The organism is Acinetobacter sp. YH12254, from assembly GCF_013417415.1.
Taxonomy (GTDB): domain Bacteria; phylum Pseudomonadota; class Gammaproteobacteria; order Pseudomonadales; family Moraxellaceae; genus Acinetobacter; species Acinetobacter pseudolwoffii.
Map to the genome: position 1 here is coordinate 86,960 of NZ_VPEB01000008.1, position 21,782 is coordinate 108,741.

The following is a 21,782-nucleotide window of genomic DNA, read 5'->3' on the forward strand; positions in this document are numbered from 1 at the left end:
TGAATCGACCTATCTAAAAATAGTCCAAATCAAGTGAGATCATCATTTTTATGATTCATTTTTTTCTCATAAAAAGCACGGCGACGTGAACGTTGCCAAGGCAGGGGACGCTCCAGTGTTTCTGGAGCCTCACCACTTAGCGAGCGTAAACGTAAATGCAATGCTGCCTGCGCCATCAGATTGGCCGATACGGGTGCAGTGATAAAAGCAAACAGGGTAATCAGCACTTCAGCAAAACCGAAACGGCCGTACATGGCAGAAAAAATAATCGCGGCAATCAGAAAACTGCCCAAGCCCAAGGTACTGGATTTGGTCGGTGCATGCAGCCGCATAAACAGATCGGGCAGGCGTACCATCCCAATCCCTCCGACCAGCATGAAGAAAGCACCAATCAATAAAAAAATCGAAACTAGTATTTCTAAAATTAACGGCATTTAAAAACTCCTAGTCGATGACATGGCCAGTGGTGAAATAACGCGCCAAGGCTGCTGTAGAGACAAAGCCGAGCATCGCCACCAGTAAAGCCTCTTCAAACAGAAAAGTGCTGCTCCAGTAAATTCCCAAAATGACAATCAGACAGGTGGCATTCAGGAACAGGGTGTCGAGTGCCAGGAGGCGGTCAACGATAGAAGGGCCGGTAATGAGTCGGATCAGGCAGAGTAACATCGAGACAGTGACTGCACCCAGGCAAATCATTAATGCATAAGGCAGAATCGTCATATTTTTTCTCCTGTCTGTGCGCTGAAAATTTTAAGCAAGGGCTGTTCATAACGTTGTTTGATCAGCTCGATTTCAGCTGCTTCATCATCCGTGCTTAAAGCATGCACCAGAATATCACCACGATCCTGATCAATACCGGCAGTGACTGTGCCCGGTGTAGTGGTAATAATCATGGCCAGTAAGGTGTTGACTTCTTCATGCTCGGTTTCCAGAGGCACACGGAACCATTTGGGATGTAGGTTTTTGGTCGGCCCCAAGACCAGTTTTGCAACTTTAAGATTGGCCACCACAATGTCCCAGACCACGACAAAGAACAGACGCAGCGCAGGCCGCCACTGGATATTCGGGGTATAGTCAATAAACGGCGCGACCATTTTGGGAATGACAATCGCCAGAAGCAGGGCCACCAGCAAGGTTCCGGCTTCTGTGCTATGTGACAGTAAAGTCCAGCTGAGTCCCACGATTACAGAAACCAACGGGTGCGGGAACCAACGTTGCAGGAATGATTCAGCCATTAAGGTCCCTCCGCCGGTTTAAGTTGATTATCATCATGTTGGGTTTGTTCAATATGCTGCTGGTCAATCTGACGTTGTTTGAATTCAGAAATATTTTCACCTTCCAAAGTGGCTTCTGAAATCATATAAGGAATCAGATGTGCATTTGGATCCACCACCTCGCCACCATATTTGGTTTCTGGCAAATAACTTGGATCAAAGGGTTGCACACTAATAAATTGACCTTCTGCATCACGTTTTAACAGGGCAGCTTCATAGACCGGATTGTTTTTAATCTGTTCTGCCGTCTGATAGTTATATTGATAGATCGGTCCAGCAAATACAACATAAGCTGTTAAGCCGGCAAGTAGCAAATAGATCGTGTGATCATTACGTGCAGGTGCCTTACTGGGTAAAGCTTCATATTTGTGGAAATCGTCAGAATTCAAATCATCTTCAGGTTTGGTCGAGCGCCAGAACAGCATAAAGCCGACTCGAGTAAAAGCCAGAATACTGAGGAAACTCACCAGCAGAATGGTCAGGATAATGATCATCTGATGCTCTGAATTGGCAGAAGCCTGCAAAATAAAGACTTTGCCAAAGAAGCCGCTGAACGGTGGCAGACCGGCCATCATCAAGGCAATGATGAAATAGATAATCGAAACCAGCTTGTTCTGTTTCATCAGCGGTGCGATTTTAAAATGATCTTTGAACTCACCGCGCTGTGAGGTAATCCAGCCAGACAGGATATAAAATGCTGCAGCAATCAGGGTACTGTGTACCATATAGTACAGGGCGCCGGCCCAGGCTGCAGTCGTATTCATGCCAATCGCCACCAGAATCGTGCCGACTGAAGACAGCACCATAAAGCCGACAAAACGGCGCAGGCGTTCTGTACCAATCGCACAAATGACACCATAGACTGAAGTAATCAGACCGATCACCAGTAGACAGTTCATCAGAATCTGATGGCTGTATTCATCATCAAAAACAGTTCCATTGATTCGCAAAATCGCATAGATCCCGACTTTGGTCATGATGGTAAAGAGTGCGGCAACAGGGGTGGTGGCTACGGCATAGGTTTTGGGTAACCAGAAGCCCACCGGCAGCATTGCCGCCTTAATCCCGAAGACCACGAATAGCATGAGTCCACCGGCAACGGCCAGTTTATGCTGATCTGCTGCCAAGGTAGGCATTAAGCGCGCCACATCGGCCATGTTCAGACTGCCGACACTGCCATAAATCATGCCGAGTCCAATCAGGAACAGCGCAGAAGCCAGCAGGTTAATGGTGACGTAATGAATTCCCAGCTGGAAACGCGCCTTGCCCTGTCCATGCAATAGCAGCACATAGGACGCCATCAGCAAGATTTCAAAGAATACGAACAGGTTGAATAAGTCACCAGTCAGGAAGGCGCCGGTCAGGCCCATCAGCAGGAAATGCACCATGGTATGGAAATAACGGCCACGGGTATCCCATTCTTTACTGGCATACCAGACCACCGGTACTGCCAGGGCATAGGTCAACACCAGCATCATGGCAGAGAGTTGGTCCAGCACCAGCACGATCCCAAAAGGTGCGGCCCATTCGCCCAGTGTATATACACTGACTTGACCCTGACTGCTGTCAATTAAATAACTGACCGCAATGATCAGACCCAAGATACCCGAGATATGGCTGATACCACGACGCCAAGGCTGACGCCAGTCTGTGGTCAGGGAGCCAGAACCCGGATTGCCTAAAAGTACCAGACTAAAAGCGGTAATGGCCGGTAAAAGAATACTGAAAATTGGCGTATGTTGAGACCAGAAGTGAAGAAGATCAGTCATTAAGGCTCATCCTCACGTGGGTCAATCTGAGGTGTTTCTTCTTTTGAATCAACGTGGTCTGTTCCTGATTCATAACGGCTACGCAGTGCCAGCTGAACAATAAAGGCAGTGGTGGCAAAGCCAATCACGATGGCGGTCAGCACCAGTGCCTGCGGAAGGGGATCGGTGACTCTGGAGGCCTCGGTCAATACGGCAGGCGAATTCATCTGGATCCGCCCCATGGCAAATAAAAACAGGTTGACCGCATAACCAATCATGGCCAAGCCCAGCACCACCGGAAAAGTACGCGCACGTAGAATCAGATAGATTCCGGTGGCGGCGAGTAGACCAATGGCGGAGGCTAATAAAAATTCTAAACTTATCATTCTATTATCCTCTTGGTACTGGGCCAGTCATACTGGAGTGACGTGAATCGCCCAGCACAGAAATCATCAGCATGGTCGCACCGACTACAGTGACATAGACACCGACATCAAACAGCGCCGCCGAAGCCAGATGCATTTCTCCAATCACGGGTGGCGAGACATAAATATGCGCACTGGTCAGGAATGGGCGTGACCAGAACCAGGCTGCAACCCCGGTCAAACCGGCAATGGTTAAACCCACGCCAATCCAGATTTCATACAAACGACCAGATTTGGCACCCAGCAACTGTTCAGTTTTATCCTGTCCCACTGCAATATATTGAATAATTAAGGCCAGTGAGGTGACTAATCCTGCAATGAATCCACCGCCCGGCAGGTTATGGCCACGCATAAAGATATACAGGCTGACTACCAGAGCTACAGGTAAAATCCATGATGCCGTGATACGTAACATCAAGGGGGAGGGATTAAATCGATAGGTCAAACCTTGAGTCATGGTGGTGCCATGCGCACGCATGCCATCCATCAGGCTAAGCACACCAATCGCGGCAATCCCGAGTACAGTAATTTCGCCGAAGGTATCGAAACCACGGAAGTCGACCAGAATCACATTGACCACATTGGTTCCGCCGCCGAGTGGAATTGACTGCTGCAGGAAGAACCATGAAATAGAATTATGATCGCGGGTCATGATCAGCCAGGCGATGGTGGCAATACCGAGACCGCCGCCCAGCGCAATGATCGCATCGCGCCAGCGCCGGGTTGGACTGGATTCATAAGGGGTTAGCTGCGGTAGCAGAGATAAACTCATTAATAACAAGACGGTGGTTACTACATCGACCGTAATTTGGGTCAATGCCAGGTCAGGTGCCGAGAAGCCAATAAAGACCATGGTTACCACCAGACCCACTGCACCACTGATCAGTACCGCTTTAATCCGTTCATGATGGAACCATAGCAGCATCCAGCAGGCAGAGAACAGCAACATCCACAAGACAATGGCCAGGGCAGGGGCATGGGTCAGCTCACGCGTACCGCTACCGATACCATTGGATAACAATGGGAAACCAACCAGGCCGATGGTAAAGATCACAATCCACAATAAATAGCTTTGTAATTTGCCAGTTTCAGTGGCACGGCGGAAACGACGTGAATTTAACAGCAGATTTTTCAGGAACAGGTCAAACAGGATCCGACCCTGTAAGCGGCCCAGTTTTGGATCCAGATCAATTTCACGTAAGGCACCACCTTTGGCCAGAGAAAAGTAAAACACCGCACCACCGGCCAAAGCAATCACACTCATTAATAATGGCAGATTAAACCCATGCCAGAGGGCCAGATGCGTACCTTCAAAAGCAAAATTTTGAGTCGTTGCCTGCGTGGTACTATTCACGATTTTTTCGACCAAAAGTGCTGGCAATAGGCCCACTAAAATACATAAAAATGCCAGTAAAGTGGCGGGTGCACGCATGCCAAATGGTGGCTCATGCGCATTTTTATTCGGGACTTGCTTGCCCAGTGGACCGTCGAAAAATACCCCATGCACCAGACGAATCGAATAAGTGACTGCAAAAATTCCGGCCAATGTTGCCACAATGGCTGAACCGACCAGCACTGGCCCGCTTAAATTGGCCACCAGCTCAGTAAAGAACATCTCTTTGGAGAGGAAACCATTGGTCAATGGAACACCGGCCATAGAGGCCGCAGTGATCATGGTCAGCGTTGCAGTAAAGGGCAGCAGTTGCCACAGACCGGAAAGCTTACGTAAATCACGGGTGCCAGATTCATGATCGATAATACCGGCAATCATAAACAGGGCCGCTTTAAAGGTGGCATGGTTAATAATATGGAAAATTGCCGCTGCGACTGCCAGTGGAGAACCAATCCCGAGCAGACACATGATCAGACCCAAATGACTGATGGTTGAATAGGCCAACAGGCCTTTCAGATCTTCCTTAAAAATGGCAAAAAAGGCGGCCATGCACAGGGTAAACAGACCGACAAAGGTCACAATATTATGAAACAGTGCCGCGCCCGCAAAAATCGGGAGTAAACGTGCGACCAGAAACAGGCCGGCTTTGACCATGGTGGCCGAGTGTAAATAGGCAGAGACCGGTGTCGGTGCTGCCATGGCATTGGGTAACCAGAAATGGAAGGGGAACTGCGCACTCTTGGTAAAGGCACCGAGTAAAATCAGCAACAAAGTGGGAACAAATAGCGCATGTGACTGGATCTGTTCAGTCATCGTCAGGATTTGATCAATCTGATAAGTGCCGGTAATTTGACCCAGCAGGATGAAGCCACCAAGCATGGCCAAGCCACCCATGCCGGTAATGGTCAAGGCCATACGTGAGCCGCGCTGTGCGGCTTCGTAATTGCTCCAATAGCCCACCAGTAAAAATGATGAAATACTGGTAAGTTCCCAGAAAACCAGCAGGATCAGCAAGTTATTCGACAATGAAATTCCGAGCATGGCTGCCATAAACAGCATCAGCAAGAAATAAAGTTTGCTCAGCGAATTTTTAGGATTGAGATAATAATAGGCATAAATATAGATCAGGGTGCCTATGCCACTGATCAGCAAGGCAAACAGCAGGGCCAGAGAATCCAGACGGAAACTGAAATCGATCCCGAGCTGGGGCAGCCAGGACCAGGTCTGAATGATCACGGCACCATCAAAGATGGCAGGCGCCTGACTTAATAATAATAAGAAACTGCTGAGGCTGACACCAATTGCCCCTAAAGCCGTTACCCCGCGCGAAAATTGCTTCAGCCACGAGACAAGGGTTGTGCCTAATACTAACGGTAACAATATAATAATCGGCAGCACACTCGTATCCATTGTCGTGATTTAGGTTGTGACCAACCTAGGGTGAATCTTCATCTTTCAAGGACTACAGGATTACAAGGAGCAACCCAAACTTCTCAATCTTGAAAGCCAAAAGAATATTCAAAAAGAATATAAAAACAGTTGTATTGCGCAACTTATAAACGATAGCAAATTCCGATTTTACAATGAAATTCGCAAATAAAACCGATCATATTACAGGATAACAACAACATCAACGTTTTTATGTCGAACTTATAAATTATACGCGAGCAGGCTTTTGGCGTGGGGTGGATGCTTAAACAGATCATCCAGAAGTGACCGAAAATTAAGATTAAATTGCAAGCATTGATTGTAAATATGACTAAATGCAGTTTTACAATTGCAAAAAGACAGCACTAAAATGGTCTGGATAAATCTCGATATTCATCGAAACGATCATTACTGTTTTTCAACGTTACTTAGAGCGATTGCGGTAGCGTCGGCTGATCCTGAGCAAGTAAACGTAACAATTCCTGCTGCTGTTCAGGATTCAACTGTTGCTGAATCCGCTGTAATACAGCAAGCGGTGTAGTCGGTTCGGTGACGGTTTCTATTAGCGCTTCTTCGGCAGGAATTGCGTCTGGATCAGTATGTAGACCCATTTCGGCATAGATCTGATCAAACTGGATTTTCATGCTTTCAAGATGAATTGGATGCAACTGTTTATTTTCGAGTCTTAAGCACTGAAAGGCCTGTGCATGTTCCAGTAACTCAGGTCGGTTGCCGGTGGCAATAATTTGCAAGTTAGGAAATGCCTGATGCAGACGTGGCAGAATCTCTGCTGCCAGATCCTGATCCAGCTGATGATCAATGGCATCAATCAACAACACCCCTGTACCTTCCTGACATGGAAATAAACTGTTCGGATTGAGCAGACAAAGACGCCGTACGATATCGCCCACCAGTGCAATCCAGATGCGGACGCTATTGGGAAGCTGCTGAAAAGTAAAACGCTTGTCCTGATAGGTCAGCATCAGTTGCAGCTTGGGCTGGTATTTTAACTCAATCTGGCTGATGTCAGGCAATACCTGCGACAGGGCATTTTTTAAGGCCGTTAAATGTGGGGTATGCAGCTGTGCCTGGGCTTTCTCGATCTGCCGCGCCAGTTCATCTCCCCGAATATCTTCAGGCTGCTGCAAGGCACGCGCTAAAATCTGATCCATGATCTTGGCGCTTTGCGCATTTTCAATATCACTGACTTCACGCAACCATTCAAAGAAACGGGCAAAGGTCGTAAACGGAATCGCGCCAATGTCGTAAGCATACGCTGTATGGAAAATGGCCGGATTGTTTTTGCTGATCAGATTGACGTCATTGACAAAGCGGTCGGTAGGATAATAGGCAATTAGCGGCAAGCCGAGCAGAGGATCATTGAGTCGGGCTTTCTGATAAAGCCCAAGCATGCTGTCCAGTTGCGCGGTTTCTGCTTTGCTAAAGCCGAGTCCCTGACTATTTAAAGTCTTATAGACTTGCCAGGAACAGCTCTGTTGCTGTGCAGCTTCAGTCTGGCTGGATTCTGTAAGCGCTGAAACCTCTTCGGGAAAGCCAACCCGGATATCAATTTTGGATTGCAGCCGGTGTTGCATGATGTCCTGATCAGGCATCACCAGACCGGCAGCCCGGCTATCGCGATAACGCGCTGCAAACCAGGTCAGCGCCTGATAAGCACAGCGTAACAAAGTGGTTTTGCCAGTACCCTGATTGCCCAAAATTAAGGTAAGCGGATATTGTGAATAATCAAGCTGAAGCTGAATCTCTGGAAAATGCAGGGTGTGTTTCAGTTGAAGCGCTTCGATGTGCATAGGTCACCTGTACCATGATTTTACATCCATACCTTAACCGACGGCTTGACGAAGCGACTGCGGCATCTTGATCTTCAGTTGTTGAATCAGGTCATAAATGTGATGAATATTTAAGCTTACTTTAGCACGTGTACAGGCCACGTAAAGTAAACGTAGCTCTTCATCACTAATTTTATGATCTTTTTCATTCAGCTTAAACTGATAGTCATCTTCAATATGCACCCGTTCCCACTCCAGACCTTTGGCCTTATGGGCAGTGGAAATAATATAGTCCGCCTGTCCAATCGGGGTGATTTTGGCCAGGGCTTTTTTCAATGGATCGGTGCCATGTTCATCGACCAGTTTAACCAGCGGTTTGATGTCGCTACCTTCATTGGTTTCACAGTATTCATGCACATCATGCCAGGAATTAAACCAGGCCAGTTCCGGCACATCGACCACACGTTTGCCCTGTTTCAACATGGCAGCCGCATCGACAAAACGATTCAGTTTGACATGATCGGCTTGCAGGCTGACTTTATCGCCACGAACTAAACCTGCTAATAACAACTCCATGGCCCGGGCATTGGTCCGGCACAGAATCGCATCACGCATTTTGGTATGCGGTTTATTCACGACTTTAGAATCTAACAACGGATTGCCAAGCAAAGGCACGGTTTCATTCAGTGCACCTAAAATGGCATTGGCATTTAACGCGATTTCAGGGCCAAAACGAAACGATGTGGTCAGGCGTGATTCGGGTAAGGGCAGTTGCTGCATGGCATTCACCGCACCGCGCCAAGCATAAATCTGCTGATGCGCGTCACCGACATAAATCACCTGAGTATTCCGCTGTTTCAGCAAAATTCCGAGCATGAGTGGGTCGGCATCCTGCGCTTCATCAAACAGCACATAATCGGCCGGAATATTCGGTTCAGACAGCGCCCAGAGTTTCAGGTAAATATCATGGCCAATCCCGGCCTGATGATTGGGATCGATTGATTCTAGCCAGCGCCGTTCTACGGCCGGATAAAGTTTCTTTTGCAGGATCTCAATATCATCTGGATGCAACCAGCTCGGTGCCTGAATATGCCGCGGAGCAGGATATTGCGAACTGGTCGAACAGAAATAGCCAACTGCATTGGCGACTAAACTCGCCAGACGCGAAGGCATCAAGACATATTTTTCATAACGCCCACCCATCATACGGCGCATGGTCATCGGTTCCAGACGGTATTCTTTGGCAATAAAGCTTGGGCTTAAACGGGGCAGACGCAGCTTGTCGGTGATTCCACGTGGAACACTGCGAAATGCCAGCGAGTGAAAAGTGCGGCAATCTACGCCGCGATGAAATTTGGCTTGCGCTTCACTGGCAATGGCTTTGTTGAAAGCCAGATACATGCCACGCCGTTCAGGCATGGCATCACTGATCATTTGTAGTGTGGTGGTTTTACCTGTGCCGGCATAGGCAATCACTTTAAAGGAATTACCCAGACGGGCATTATCGATGGCAGTGGCCTGCTCATAAGTGGCCTTGGGTTTTTGCAGATCAGACACAGGCATATTCATCATTTAATGCTGACGGCTGGCTTTTTCAACCAGACCGGATAAGCCCTGACGACGTGCCAGCTCATTCAAGACCAGTTGCGGTTCGATATCGAAATAACCCAGCATCACAATGGTATGGAACCACAGATCAGCAACTTCATAGATCAGATCATTTTTATTGTCTTGAGAGACCTGAGCGTTGAAATCTTTGGCAGCCAGCACAGTTTCAAAGCTTTCTTCACCGACTTTTTCTAAAATCTTGTTCAGGCCTTTGTGATAGAGCTTGGCCACATAAGAGGAATCCGGATCGGCCTGTTTGCGTTCTGCCATCATCTGGCCCAGATAGGACAAGACTTCGACCTGTTCAGACTGGGCGCTTGACGCTTCCATCGCCAGCGTATGCGGATTTGTGGATTTTTCACCATAAATTGCAGACGGGTGTTTCAGCTGTGCATCGACAATTTCCCAGCCATTTGGCGTGAGTTTACGATAGAAACATGATTCACGACCAGTATGACAAGCGATGCCGCCATGCTGTTCAATTTGCAGCACAATTACATCGGCATCACAGTCCAGACGGATTTCATGTACGGTTTGAAAATGTCCTGATTCTTCGCCCTTATGCCATAACTTGCTGCGTGAACGGGAGAAATACACGGCTTGGTTTTTCTCAGCCGTTAGTGCTAGCGCTTCACGGTTCATCCAGGCCACCATCAAGACACGACCAGTTTGATGATGCTGGGCAATGGCAGGGACTAATCCTTGTTCGTTAAATTTTACTTCATCGAGCCATCGCGCGTTGTTCATAAGGGTTTCCATCATTTCAATCAAAATATAAAAATACGGATAGGAAATATCCGCAGATAGTGTACGTGATCTCGCAGCATTTGCGGCAAAAATCTGTGTCGATAAAGACAGGCTATGTCGTGTGTGATCCAGATGAGCTTGCTTTCACCTAGAGATTTAAAACTGAGACATCAAAAAAGCCGCCCGATCGGCGGCTCGTATTTTCAGGAAATTATCCCAGTAAAAATTACCAGTGTTCGCCCGGGAACAGACGTGCATATGCTTTTTGCACCAAGTTTAATTTTTGTGGTTGACCCACAGAGGCACTTGAACTTGGGAACAGGTTATAACCAATCGACATCAGAACATTGTTGATATCCGGAGCAATCGAATAAGTAATCGAGGCCAGACGACCCAAACCGGTGGCAACTTTCTTCGGACGTTTCACAATCGCATAGGCAATCAGGTCAGCTGCCTGTTCCGGAGAAAGTGTCGGGACGTATTTATAAATTTTGGTTGGTGCAATCATCGGAGTGCGTACCAAAGGCATATAGATCGAGGTGATGGCGATTTTATGCGAATGCACTTCGGCAGACAGACAGCGACTAAAGGCATCCAGTGCGGCTTTTGACGCGACATAGGCCGAAAAACGGGTGGCATTGGCCAGTACGCCAATCGAACTGATGTTAATGATATGACCCGCGCGACGGATCAGCATTTGTGGCAGGATATTCATGACCAGGCGCACGGCGCCGAAATAGTTCAGCTGCATGGTTCGTTCAAAATCATGGAAGCGGTCGACCGATTCATGCACGGCGCGGCGAATCGAACGACCCGCATTATTGATCAGAATATCAATATGATCGACTGAGGCAATGATCTGTTTGGAGACCTCATCAATCGCCTCCATATTGTTTAAATCGCATGGAAAGATTGAGGCTTTGCCGCCTTTGGCTTCAATGTCTGCTTTTACTTGTTCTAGGGTTTCTTGAGTACGGGCCACCAGTAAAACATGCGCACCTGCATCGGCCAGTTGATGTGCCGTCGTTAACCCAATACCGCTGGATGCGCCGGTGATCAGGACGGTTTTACCTGCAACAGATTTTTCCAGTTGTTTGTGTAGTCTAGTTTTCACATTTGTTATCCCTAATTTGAAGTCAGCGTTCAAATTATTTTTATTAAAGGTGTATGGCGCTCTAACAGGAGATGAGAGCGAAGGTGAGTACAGATATGATAACCAATTCTTCAGGAAAATCTATAAATTAAACTATTGAAATTAAAATAAAAATTAGAGTAATTGCTCTATTTGTGTTCGCTATTTCATTTAACTTTTACCATGAAAATAAAAAGCAAAGCAAGTGGCTGTTTTAGAATATAAATAAAAAAAACTCCACCAGAAAGGGTGGAGTTTTGAGTCAGATGAAACACGCCTTTAAACGGTCGCTAGTGCCTGTTCCAGATCCGCGATCAGGTCATCAATATGTTCAATCCCAATCGAGAGTCGCACCATATCTTCACTGACACCTGCTGATTTTAACTCCTCGGCATTGAGTTGGCGATGTGTGGTGGTCGCCGGATGGCAGGCCAGACTTTTGGCATCGCCGATATTAACCAGACGGGTAAACAGTTGCAGCGCATCAATAAAACGTGTGCCGCCTTCAAGACCATGCTCTACACCAAAGGTCAGAATTGCAGACGGTTTACCTTTCACATATTTTTGTGCCAAGGCATGTTGTGGATGATCTTTCAGACCAGCGTAATTGACCCATTTTACTTTAGGATGCTGCTGTAAATATTCCGCAATTTTAAGCGCATTTTCAGTATGACGCTCCATACGCAGACTTAAAGTTTCCAAACCTTGCAGGATCAGAAATACATTTTGCGGGCTGATCACGGCCCCAGTATTGCGTAGTGGCACCACACGCGCTCGAGCGATATAAGCTGCTTCACCGAGAACTTCGACATAGTTTACGCCATGATAACTTGGATCGGGGGTATTCAGCGCGGGAAAGCGTTCAGGATATTTACCCCACGGGAATTTACCGCTATCGACAATGATGCCACCAATCGAATTGCCATGACCGCCGATATATTTGGTCAATGAATGCACGATAATGTCGGCACCAAAATCAAAAGATTTTTGTAGCACTGGCGTTGCCACCGTATTGTCAACAATCACGGGCACACCGTACTCATGCGCGATTTTTGCAATCTCTTCCAGATCAATAATATTACCCAGTGGATTACCAATGGATTCCACAAAGACCAGTTTGGTCTTGTCATCAATTAAACTACGCAAGCTTTCCGGTTTTTCATAATCAAAGAAACGCACGTCAATACCTTGCTTCGGCAGGGTGTGTGCGAACAGGTTATAGGTGCCGCCATAGAGCGTAGATACGGATGCAATATTGTCACCGGCTTCAGCAATGGTCTGAATCGCATAGGTAATTGCAGCCATACCAGACGCTAAAGCAAGTGCGCCAATCCCGCCTTCAAGTGCGGCAATACGTTGCTCTAACACCGCCGTGGTCGGGTTCATGATCCGGGTATAGATATTGCCCTGTACCTTTAAATCGAACAAATCGGCCCCATGTTGAGTATTGTCAAAGGCATAAGACGTAGTTTGGTAAATTGGCACTGCAACTGCTTTGGTGGTGGCTTCAGGGCTATAACCTGCATGAATCGCAAGGGTTTCTGCTTTATAACTCATTATGACTGATCTTCTTGTGTTTAAGTTTATGACTTGAGTGTAACATTTTCATATATAAGTAAAAGTGCAATTTTACTGAAATAGATAGATGAAATAATCATATATAAATTGGGATTCGACGCACTTATTTGACTTAAATCAGCTGTTTGAAAAATCACCATAAATAAACTTGTAACAATGCATTGAAGTTCATGGCAATGGCTTATGTTTTCGCAGCTTTCTGCGTATAATAGCCGATTATTTTTTCGCTCTTTTTTGAGCTGGGGTGGTTGTTTTAACCCCATTTGGTTTTTCAGTTGAGGAGTCCTACGTGGCCCAATATATTTATACGATGAACCGAGTGTCTAAGATGGTGCCGCCGAAACGCGAAATCCTGAAAGATATCTCCTTATCATTTTTCCCGGGCGCAAAAATTGGTGTGCTTGGTCTAAACGGTGCAGGTAAATCGACCTTGCTTCGTATTATGGCGGGCGTAGATAAAGATTTCTCTGGTGAAGCACGTGCACAACCAGGTACTAAAATCGGTTATCTCGAGCAAGAGCCGCCTTTAGATGAAACTAAAGACGTGCGTGGCAACGTTGAAGATGGTCTGCGTGAGCCGCTGGATGCTTTGGCACGTCTTGACGAAGTATTTGCAGAATATGCAGCAGAAGATGCTGATTTCGATGCACTTGCGAAAGAGCAAGAGAAGCTTGAGGCGATTATCCAGACTTGGGATGCGCATAACCTTGCCAACCAGATGGATCAAGCGGCTGCAGCATTGAACCTGCCTGCTTGGGATGCAGATGTATCTAAGCTTTCAGGTGGTGAACGCCGTCGTGTTGCACTTTGTCGTTTACTTCTGTCTAAACCAGATATGTTGCTTCTCGATGAACCGACGAACCATTTAGATGCTTCATCTGTATCTTGGTTGGAACGTTTCTTGAAAGACTTCCCAGGTACCATCGTCGCGATTACGCATGACCGTTACTTCCTGGATAACGTAGCTGAATGGATTCTTGAGCTTGACCGTGGTATGGGTATTCCGTATCAAGGTAACTATTCTTCTTGGCTTGAGCAGAAAAATGCCCGTTTAGAGCAAGAGAACAAGCAGGAAGAATCTTTTGCTAAAGCATTGAAAAAAGAACTTGAATGGGTTCGTTCAAATGCCAAAGGTCAGCAAAAGAAAAACAAAGCGCGTATGGAGCGTTTTGAAGAGCTTAACTCACGCGAATTCCAGCAGCGTAACGAAACCTCTGAAATCTACATTCCACCTGGTCCACGTCTGGGCAACAAGGTTGTAGAAGTTGAAGGCATCAGCAAATCGTTTGGTGATCGCTTACTGTACAAAGATTTAACGTTCACAGTACCACCTGCTGCCATTGTGGGTATCGTGGGTGAGAACGGTGCAGGTAAAACCACACTGTTCCGCATGATGACCGGTGAACAACAACCGGATACCGGTTCTGTGGTACTGGGTGAGTCGGTGAAAGTGGCTTATGTGGGTCAGATTCGTGACACGCTTGATGACAACAAAACGGTTTGGGAAGAAGTTTCTGGCGGTTTAGACATCTTGAAGATTGGCGAATACGAAATTGCATCTCGTGCATATATCGGTCGTTTTAACTTTAAAGGCCAGGATCAGCAAAAACGTGTCGGTCAATTGTCAGGTGGTGAGCGTAACCGTTTACAACTGGCTAAAATCCTGCAAATGGGCGCAAACGTAATCTTGCTCGATGAACCGTCAAACGACCTGGATATCGAAACCTTACGTGCGCTTGAGGATGCCATTCTGGTGTTCCCGGGTACTGTGATGGTGATCTCGCATGACCGTTGGTTCCTGGACCGTATTGCAACGCACATTTTGTCATTTGAAGGCGAAACACCTGAATTCTTCACCGGTAACTATGCTGAGTTTGAAGAATATCGCCGTAAGCGCGATGGTGATGATCTGGTTGCGAAGCGTCAAAAATACCGTAAAATTGGTGTTTAATCCCTGATTTTAAAATAAAAAACCAGCCTTCGGGCTGGTTTTTGTGCTTATAGGGTGGTGGGTAATGACTTAGATTTCCCACTCATGATTACATTCACGACATTTCCATTTCTTTTGGGTCTGCATGAAGGCCTGCATGGAAATTTTAAAATCAGGCAAATCTTTATAGAACATAAAGCCTGCAATCAAAGAAAGAATAAAGACGATGACGGTTGCAGTCTGTAAAGTTGTACCTGCACCATCACCAAAGATCCACATCGCTATACTGATGATCACTAGCAATAATAATAGGAATAGGGCGGGCACCAGAAACATCAGGCTTTTAGGAACCACCGGACGTGGAGCTGCTTGACCTGGCTGGACCACTGGCATGATTTTCGGGCTTTGACACTTAGGGCAACGATATTGCATGATAACTCCAAAATTCTAAATTACTGATTATTTTATCGGAAGATGCGAAAAAACCGAAATATTGCCCAACTTGACATCCTCACCTCCCTGAAACGGAGGTGATTCCTACTGCTAGACGCTTATGCCCAAGCGCAAGTATGTTCTTCGCTGCATTTTCATCCCTGTTATTGGAACTTCCGCATTCACATTCCCATACTCTTATTCGCAAATCTGCTCTACCTTTCGGACTGCTAGAAGTGATCTCACCACAGCACGAACCTTGCGAAACAATGTTTCTCAGGTTGTGAATCTCTCACTTACTTCTCCAAAAATTGCCCCTGCGTTCTCGCATTTATACTTGAGCATTGTTTTGAATGCTGAAAAACCTGTATCTAAAACAGATTTTGCCATTTTAGTTTTTACAAGTTTACCCGCACTCAGATCGCCAACAACAATCAGTGCATTTTCTTTCACAAGCATGGTGCTTGCTTTGTGCAAATGATCTTTACGACAATTGGCAATTTTAGCGTGTAATGCACGTACACGTTTTTTATTCTTGGCTCGTTGTGCAATACCTAATTTCTGTTCATATTTCCGATAGAACTTAGGATTTGAAATCACAGTACCATCAGAACAGGTGGCAACGTCTTTTAAACCGAGATCAATACCAATCGCTTTAGTTGCAGTAGGTTTATTTTGCTTAGATGAATCCACTACAAGGCATACATACCAACGTCCACGACTATCCTCAACGAATGAGCCTGTTCTCACACTGTATTTACTTAATCCGTAACTATCCCATAACTTGAATTGATGCTTGCCGTACTGAACATATCCATCAGCGTATTTGATGGCTACTTTCTTGAAAGGAATCCAACCAAGTGATCTTCTCGCTGACTTCTTATTGCTCACACGCCATTTCAACTTTGCTTTCTTGAACTGTTTTCTTCGAGTGATTAATTCTTCTGTAACAGCCTGAATGGTTTGGCTATGTAGATTGCATTCTTTCGATGCGCCTTTGGTGTATTTGGCAACATCATAGGCTGATAGAAATTCACCTTTTCTTTTTAGATGCTTAAACCCTAAATCATTGACATAATTCCAGACAAAGTTTACTTCAGATGCTAATTGGTCTAGCATCTTGCAATGTTTATCTTTTATGCGTAATTTAAGTGTTTTCATGTGGTTATATTAACAATTTTTTCTCTATACCCTATGTGGGGGCAATTCTTAAAACGACACTTTATGTCGTGTCGCTTATATCTCTGCCCTTTAGGGCAGAGTTTTACGCTTCATTTGATAAAATATACAGGCAATAAAAAACCCAAGTCATAATGCTTGGGTTTTTTAAAAGACCACTTCAAAAGTAATCTTGAATATGGCGTCCCTACGGGGATTCGAACCCCGGTTACCGCCGTGAAAGGGCGATGTCCTAGGCCTCTAGACGATAGGGACAATTGAGGCATTACACAGCTAAAGCAAGACTTGATTTGGTGGAGTCAAGGAGGATCGAACTCCTGACCTCTACAATGCCATTGTAGCGCTCTACCAACTGAGCTATGACCCCAGTCTGTGTGAGCGCTATATTAGGGATATCGCGCTCACACGTCAACAAAAAAATTGATTAAGCTTGATCAACCGCTTCATTTTTCGGCAATTTTAAGCTTTCATTGAGTTTTTCCCAGACTTTCAGCTCTTTTTTGCTTGGGCCACCGACAATTTCCAGCGCATGACGTAAACGTGCGAAGGTCAGGTCAGGGCCAATGGTGACCATAGTCTGCATCACCGGGGTAGACGCAGTTGAGCCGGCAATGGCAACAAAGAAGGCCGGCATGAAGTCACGCAGTTTAATTTCCATTTGTGCTGCCAAATCCATCAAGGTTTGGCTGACCGTGTCGTTGTTCCAGGTGAACAGGCTTTCTAAACGCCAAATGGCAAACTGCAAGCTCTGACGTACCTGTTCGTCAGACAGTTTTTTGCTGACAAACTGCTCCTGAGTCAGTGTCGGGAAGTGGTTGAAGTAATGCGCAGACCAGTTCACTGCTTCAGACAGCAAGTTGATACGTGGTTGAATCGCAGCTGCGATTTCTTCTAATTTGGCACGGTCTGCTTTCCATGCTAGCAGCGTATCGAGCAATTCAGCAGGAGAAAGGGCTTTGATCCATTGACCATTGAGCCAGTTGAGTTTTTCAACATCAAAGATTGGACCACCGAGTGATACACGTTTAATATCAAAATGTTCAATCATTTCTACCAATGTGAATTTTTCACTTTCATCTGGCATTGACCAGCCCATACGACCCAAGTAGTTCAGCAAGGCTTCAGGCAGTACACCGATATCTTTGTAATAGTTGATTGAAGTTGGGTTTTTACGCTTAGACAATTTTGATTTGTCCGGGTTGCGTAGCAGTGGCATGTGACACAGCACCGGCATCTCCCAACCGAAGTACTGGTACAGCAACTGATGCTTCGGTGCAGATGGAATCCATTCTTCACCACGAATCACATGCGTGATTTGCATTAAATGATCATCTACCACGTTGGCCAAATGATAGGTTGGCAAGCCGTCAGTTTTCAGCAGAATCTGCATGTCGACCTGCGCCCATGGAATCTCGACTTCACCACGCAGCATGTCATTAAATTTACAAATACCTTCAGTCGGTACTTTCATGCGAATCACATGTGCTTCGCCAGCAGCCAAACGACGCTCGACCTCTTCTTGAGAAAGGTTTAAGCCTCGACCGTCATAACGTGGAGATTCACCACGTGCTTGCTGTTCAGCACGCATTTGATCCAGTTCTTCGGCAGTGGCGAAACAGTAGAAGGCATGACCTTTTTCAACCAGTTCCAGCGCATAGTTTTTATAAATATCCATGCGTTCTGACTGGCGGTACGGTGCATGTGGGCCACCCACATCTGGACCTTCAGACCAGTTGAGACCGAGCCAGCGCAATGAATCCAGGATCATTTTTTCAGATTCAGGTGTTGAGCGCAGTTGGTCGGTATCTTCAATACGAAGGATGAATTCACCCCCATGCTGTTTAGCAAAACATAAGTTAAACAAGGCAATATAGGCAGTACCTACATGAGGAAAACCTGTAGGAGAAGGTGCAATACGAGTACGAACAGTCATAGCCGGATATAATCTAGAATATAAATTTGGTTCTATTATAGCGAAAAAGCCACATCACTTAATGCTTTATTCAATATTCAGTGATGTGGCTTTAAATCCTGCTGTTATTCGAGTTGGTTAAAACTGATTAAGAATGATCGCTAGAAAATATGCTTTGTACGAAGCGGGTAAAGCGATAATTTTGTGCTGCAAAGAAATTTTGTGAAGGTGCGACTTTCAGCGCAGTTAAGACTTTAAGATTATCGTCTGTATGCAGGGTTTTTTCGCTTTTTTGTTGTTGAATTGCTTTTTCAATCGGCGATGTCTTGCTTTCAACAGTAGTGACTGAGGCCTTCTGCAAATCTGTCTTCACAACGACGGCATGACCCAGTTGAATCGAAAACAGCATGATCAGACTTAGGATGCTAGCTGTGAATAATTTAAATTTCATATCCAAACTTCCTCCTTGCTTCTGGTTGGTTTTATTCTGTTAAAAATGTTTTTTTAATACTCCGTCTACAATTTAATCACAGTTGATTATAAAGAAGTAGAACCAAGTCACATTTTTTACAAAAAATTAATATAACATCTATGGAAAATTACTAAAAATCGTAATTCTCTCTTTTGGCGGCCTATTTTTAACAGACAACTGTGAAGAGAACGTGAAGAACTGTCTTATATTGTAGCAGGAGATTAATTTTTTAGCAGAATATGTATCCAGGTTTAATTGTTAGCAGATATCTCAAAATCAGAAATAGATCATCAATATTATTATAAACACATGATTGTTATATTTATTTTTTATTTATACAGTGTGGTTATCTCAATAATGAGTCACATAACATGAAAAAAATAATAGCAACCGCAATCTTGACAATATTTACAGCAACCACCATGCAAAATGTAATGGCCAAAGATTTCCTGAATGTCTCTTATGATCCGACCCGTGAATTTTACCAGGAATATAATCAGGAGTTTGGCCAGTTCTGGAAGCAGAAAACCGGACAGACAATCAATTTTAAACAGTCACATGGCGGTTCAGGCAAGCAGGCACGTTCGGTCGTCGATGGTTTGCAGGCCGATGTGGTGACTTTGGCTTTGGCCAATGACATTGAGGAAATCGTCAATGCCGGTTTAATCGAGAAAGGCTGGCAAAAAGAGTTTTCAAATAATTCAGCACCGTATACATCGACAATCGTTTTTTTGGTGCGTAAGGCCAATCCCAAGTAAATCAAGGACTGGAATGATCTGACCAAACCGGGTGTCGAGATTATTACACCTAACCCGAAAACTGGTGGAGCGCCACGTTGGATCTATCTGTCTGCTTGGGGCTATGCGCTGAAACAGCCCGGTGGCAATGATGCCAAAGCCCGAGATCTGGTGAAAAAGCTTTATCAAAATGTCAAAGTGTTGGATTCCGGTGCCCGTGGTTCGCTGACGACTTTTGCCGAGCGCGGTATTGGCGATGTACTATTATCTTGGGAAAATGAAGCCTTGCTGGCAACGCAAGGTCTAGGTAAGGACAAGTACGATATCATCTATCCCTCTATTTCAATTCTGGCCGAGCCATCGGTGGCGATCGTTGATAAAAATGTGAATAAAAATGGCAATGCCAATCTGGCGAAAGGCTATTTGAATTATCTGTATTCCCCCAAAGGGCAGGAGTTGGCTGCGAAATATTTCTTCCGTCCACGCGATGCTAAAGTGGCTGCCAAATATTCCGCCCAATTTCCGAAAATTCAGACCTTCACCATTGATAAAGTCTTTGGTGGCTGGGCAAAAGCGCAAAAAACCCATTTTGTGAATGGGGCGATTTATGACCAGATTTATAATGAAAAGCGATAACAAGCTTGAATCTAAATTGAATGAAGAAAACGGATAAAGCGTTATCCGTTTTTTTTATATTTAATGCATAAAATTCTATATATTCGAAATAAGTAAAATAATTGGCTATATTTTGTTTTTAAAAACAGATGATTAAGAATAAAAAACCTTTGAGTATATCGTGTTGTGATGTTGTAGGTTGAATTGCGATAAATGATTTTATTTCATATAGTTATATCTATACAAGATAAACTCCCGTGCGCTCATGAAAAATCAATTAAAATCCTTATTTAGCGTTGCCTTATTGGCTACAGGTCTAGGCTTGACAGCGACTACCTCACAGGCGGCTGATCGTCAATTTCTAAACGTGTCATATGATGCAACCCGTGAATTCTATGATGAATTCAATAAATCATTTGGTGCTTACTGGAAAAACCGTACCGGTCTGGATGTGAACTTTAAACAGTCACATGGTGGTTCGGGCAAGCAGGCACGTTCGGTGGTCGATGGCCTAAAAGGCGATGTGGTGACTTTGGCGCTGGCCAATGACATCGAAGAAATCGTGAAATCTGGTCAGATTCAACCCGGCTGGCAAAAAGAGTTTCCGCATAATTCTGCACCTTATACCTCAACTATCGTGTTTATGGTGCGCAAAGGCAATCCGAAGGGCATTAAAGACTGGAGTGATCTGACCAAGCCAGGCGTAGAAATTATTACCCCAAACCCGAAAACCGGTGGTTTGCCACGTTGGGTATACCTCTCTGCCTGGGGCTATGCCGAGAAACAGCCGGGGGGTAACAAAGCCAAAGCACAGGACTTTGTCGGCAAACTCTATAAAAATGTCAAAGTGATGGACTCAGCAGCACGTGCTTCAATGACCACGTTTGCTGAGCGTGGCATTGGTGATGTATTGCTGACTTGGGAAAATGAAGCACTGGTTACCCAAAAGACTTTGGGTAAAGACAAGTTTGATATTATTTATCCGTCAATTACGATTTTGACCGAGCCATCGGTGGCCATTGTCGATCGTACCGTGGATAAAAATGGCAATAAATGGTTGGCAACAGGTTATATCAACTACCTGTACTCCCCATTGGGTCAGGAAATGGCAGTCAAACATTTCTACCGTCCGCGCAATGAGAAAGTATTAGCCAAATATTCAGCACAATTCCCGAAAATCAAAACCTTTACCATTGATGAAGTGTTTGGCGGCTGGGCCAATGCACAGAAAACCCATTTTGTGAATGGCGCGATTTTTGATCAGATTTATAACTCAAAACGTTAATCTGCTGATTTGACGACGAATTACAGATAAACAGGCCTCCCTTGCGGAGGCTTTTTTATTGACGACACTCAAATAAAAACGGTTTTCTCTATGGAAA

16 protein-coding genes, 2 tRNA genes and 2 pseudogenes are annotated in these 21,782 nt (G+C 45.3%); 3 read left to right on the plus strand and 17 right to left on the minus strand.

Going from position 1 to position 21,782, the window contains the following annotated elements; all coding sequences use genetic code 11:
* Positions 1–29: 29 nt before the first annotated feature.
* From FTV29_RS07985 to FTV29_RS08035, 11 genes are all read right to left on the minus strand, one after another.
* Positions 30–434, minus strand: a complete 405-nt coding sequence (locus FTV29_RS07985) for a Na+/H+ antiporter subunit G (RefSeq protein WP_100329411.1) — start codon at positions 432–434, stop codon at positions 30–32.
* A gap of 10 nt (positions 435–444) precedes the next feature.
* Positions 445–720: a monovalent cation/H+ antiporter subunit F gene (locus FTV29_RS07990; protein WP_005094376.1), complete on the minus strand. Its 276-nt coding sequence runs from the start codon at positions 718–720 to the stop codon at positions 445–447.
* The gene (locus FTV29_RS07995) at positions 717–1,235 is read right to left on the minus strand and encodes a Na+/H+ antiporter subunit E (protein WP_005094373.1); all 519 of its coding nucleotides are present in this window, start codon (positions 1,233–1,235) and stop codon (positions 717–719) included. The genes FTV29_RS07990 and FTV29_RS07995 overlap by 4 nt, the downstream gene beginning before the upstream one ends.
* Positions 1,235–3,043 carry a monovalent cation/H+ antiporter subunit D gene (locus FTV29_RS08000; RefSeq protein WP_005094371.1) on the minus strand — a complete coding sequence of 603 codons (1,809 nt, stop codon included), beginning with the start codon at positions 3,041–3,043 and terminating at the stop codon, positions 1,235–1,237. The genes FTV29_RS07995 and FTV29_RS08000 overlap by 1 nt, the downstream gene beginning before the upstream one ends.
* Positions 3,043–3,408 carry a Na+/H+ antiporter subunit C gene (locus FTV29_RS08005; RefSeq protein ID WP_180075301.1) on the minus strand — a complete coding sequence of 122 codons (366 nt, stop codon included), beginning with the start codon at positions 3,406–3,408 and terminating at the stop codon, positions 3,043–3,045. The genes FTV29_RS08000 and FTV29_RS08005 overlap by 1 nt, the downstream gene beginning before the upstream one ends.
* A 4-nt stretch (positions 3,409–3,412) precedes the next feature.
* Positions 3,413–6,250, minus strand: a complete 2,838-nt coding sequence (locus tag FTV29_RS08010; RefSeq protein ID WP_074383643.1) for a monovalent cation/H+ antiporter subunit A — start codon at positions 6,248–6,250, stop codon at positions 3,413–3,415.
* Positions 6,251–6,696: 446 nt separating this feature from the next.
* The gene (locus FTV29_RS08015; protein ID WP_180075302.1) at positions 6,697–8,079 is read right to left on the minus strand and encodes an AAA family ATPase; all 1,383 of its coding nucleotides are present in this window, start codon (positions 8,077–8,079) and stop codon (positions 6,697–6,699) included.
* Between the two features lie 33 nt (positions 8,080–8,112).
* Complete coding sequence (locus tag FTV29_RS08020) at positions 8,113–9,615, minus strand: UvrD-helicase domain-containing protein (RefSeq protein ID WP_034608364.1); 1,503 nt, start codon at positions 9,613–9,615, stop codon at positions 8,113–8,115.
* 15 nt (positions 9,616–9,630) lie between these two features.
* On the minus strand, positions 9,631–10,413 hold the full coding sequence (hisIE, locus tag FTV29_RS08025; RefSeq protein WP_180075303.1) for a bifunctional phosphoribosyl-AMP cyclohydrolase/phosphoribosyl-ATP diphosphatase HisIE: 783 nt from the start codon (positions 10,411–10,413) through the stop codon (positions 9,631–9,633).
* Between the two features lie 226 nt (positions 10,414–10,639).
* Positions 10,640–11,527, minus strand: coding sequence for an SDR family NAD(P)-dependent oxidoreductase (locus FTV29_RS08030; RefSeq protein ID WP_180075304.1), 888 nt, complete (start codon positions 11,525–11,527; stop codon positions 10,640–10,642).
* Between the two features lie 297 nt (positions 11,528–11,824).
* Positions 11,825–13,102, minus strand: a complete 1,278-nt coding sequence (locus tag FTV29_RS08035) for an O-acetylhomoserine aminocarboxypropyltransferase/cysteine synthase family protein (protein WP_180075305.1) — start codon at positions 13,100–13,102, stop codon at positions 11,825–11,827.
* Between the two features lie 310 nt (positions 13,103–13,412).
* Here FTV29_RS08035 and ettA point away from each other — a divergent pair, with 310 nt between their 5' ends.
* Complete coding sequence (gene ettA, locus FTV29_RS08040; protein WP_180075306.1) at positions 13,413–15,074, plus strand: energy-dependent translational throttle protein EttA; 1,662 nt, start codon at positions 13,413–13,415, stop codon at positions 15,072–15,074.
* A gap of 69 nt (positions 15,075–15,143) precedes the next feature.
* Here ettA and FTV29_RS08045 read toward each other — a convergent pair whose 3' ends face one another.
* The 6 genes and pseudogenes from FTV29_RS08045 to FTV29_RS08070 all read right to left on the minus strand — a co-directional run bounded on the left by FTV29_RS08045 (position 15,144) and on the right by FTV29_RS08070 (position 19,027).
* Complete coding sequence (locus FTV29_RS08045) at positions 15,144–15,485, minus strand: hypothetical protein (RefSeq protein WP_180075307.1); 342 nt, start codon at positions 15,483–15,485, stop codon at positions 15,144–15,146.
* Between the two features lie 79 nt (positions 15,486–15,564).
* Positions 15,565–16,646 (minus strand): annotated as a pseudogene (locus FTV29_RS08050) (RNA-guided endonuclease InsQ/TnpB family protein).
* Positions 16,647–16,843: 197 nt separating this feature from the next.
* Positions 16,844–16,919, minus strand: a tRNA-Glu gene (locus FTV29_RS08055).
* A gap of 36 nt (positions 16,920–16,955) precedes the next feature.
* Positions 16,956–17,031, minus strand: a tRNA-Ala gene (locus FTV29_RS08060).
* A gap of 57 nt (positions 17,032–17,088) precedes the next feature.
* Positions 17,089–18,597 (minus strand): glutamate--tRNA ligase, encoded by a 1,509-nt coding sequence (gltX, locus tag FTV29_RS08065; RefSeq protein ID WP_180075308.1) that lies wholly within the window; start codon positions 18,595–18,597, stop codon positions 17,089–17,091.
* A gap of 127 nt (positions 18,598–18,724) precedes the next feature.
* Positions 18,725–19,027, minus strand: coding sequence for a hypothetical protein (locus FTV29_RS08070; protein WP_005094351.1), 303 nt, complete (start codon positions 19,025–19,027; stop codon positions 18,725–18,727).
* Between the two features lie 392 nt (positions 19,028–19,419).
* Between FTV29_RS08070 and FTV29_RS08075 the strand changes: the two are divergent.
* Positions 19,420–20,421 (plus strand): annotated as a pseudogene (locus FTV29_RS08075) (sulfate ABC transporter substrate-binding protein).
* Between the two features lie 244 nt (positions 20,422–20,665).
* On the plus strand, positions 20,666–21,685 hold the full coding sequence (locus FTV29_RS08080) for a sulfate ABC transporter substrate-binding protein (RefSeq protein ID WP_180075309.1): 1,020 nt from the start codon (positions 20,666–20,668) through the stop codon (positions 21,683–21,685).
* Positions 21,686–21,782: the final 97 nt, after the last annotated feature.

Coding starts and splice junctions, on each gene's coding strand:
- FTV29_RS07985 (WP_100329411.1), bottom strand. CDS start 434: ATGCCGTTAATTTTAGAAATACTAGTTTCGATTTTTTTATTGATTGGT.
- FTV29_RS07990 (WP_005094376.1), bottom strand. CDS start 720: ATGACGATTCTGCCTTATGCATTAATGATTTGCCTGGGTGCAGTCACT.
- FTV29_RS07995 (WP_005094373.1), bottom strand. CDS start 1,235: ATGGCTGAATCATTCCTGCAACGTTGGTTCCCGCACCCGTTGGTTTCT.
- FTV29_RS08000 (WP_005094371.1), bottom strand. CDS start 3,043: ATGACTGATCTTCTTCACTTCTGGTCTCAACATACGCCAATTTTCAGT.
- FTV29_RS08005 (WP_180075301.1), bottom strand. CDS start 3,408: ATGATAAGTTTAGAATTTTTATTAGCCTCCGCCATTGGTCTACTCGCC.
- FTV29_RS08010 (WP_074383643.1), bottom strand. CDS start 6,250: ATGGATACGAGTGTGCTGCCGATTATTATATTGTTACCGTTAGTATTA.
- FTV29_RS08015 (WP_180075302.1), bottom strand. CDS start 8,079: ATGCACATCGAAGCGCTTCAACTGAAACACACCCTGCATTTTCCAGAG.
- hisIE (WP_180075303.1), bottom strand. CDS start 10,413: ATGAACAACGCGCGATGGCTCGATGAAGTAAAATTTAACGAACAAGGA.
- FTV29_RS08035 (WP_180075305.1), bottom strand. CDS start 13,102: ATGAGTTATAAAGCAGAAACCCTTGCGATTCATGCAGGTTATAGCCCT.
- FTV29_RS08045 (WP_180075307.1), bottom strand. CDS start 15,485: ATGCAATATCGTTGCCCTAAGTGTCAAAGCCCGAAAATCATGCCAGTG.
- gltX (WP_180075308.1), bottom strand. CDS start 18,597: ATGACTGTTCGTACTCGTATTGCACCTTCTCCTACAGGTTTTCCTCAT.
- FTV29_RS08070 (WP_005094351.1), bottom strand. CDS start 19,027: ATGAAATTTAAATTATTCACAGCTAGCATCCTAAGTCTGATCATGCTG.
- FTV29_RS08080 (WP_180075309.1), top strand. CDS start 20,666: ATGAAAAATCAATTAAAATCCTTATTTAGCGTTGCCTTATTGGCTACA.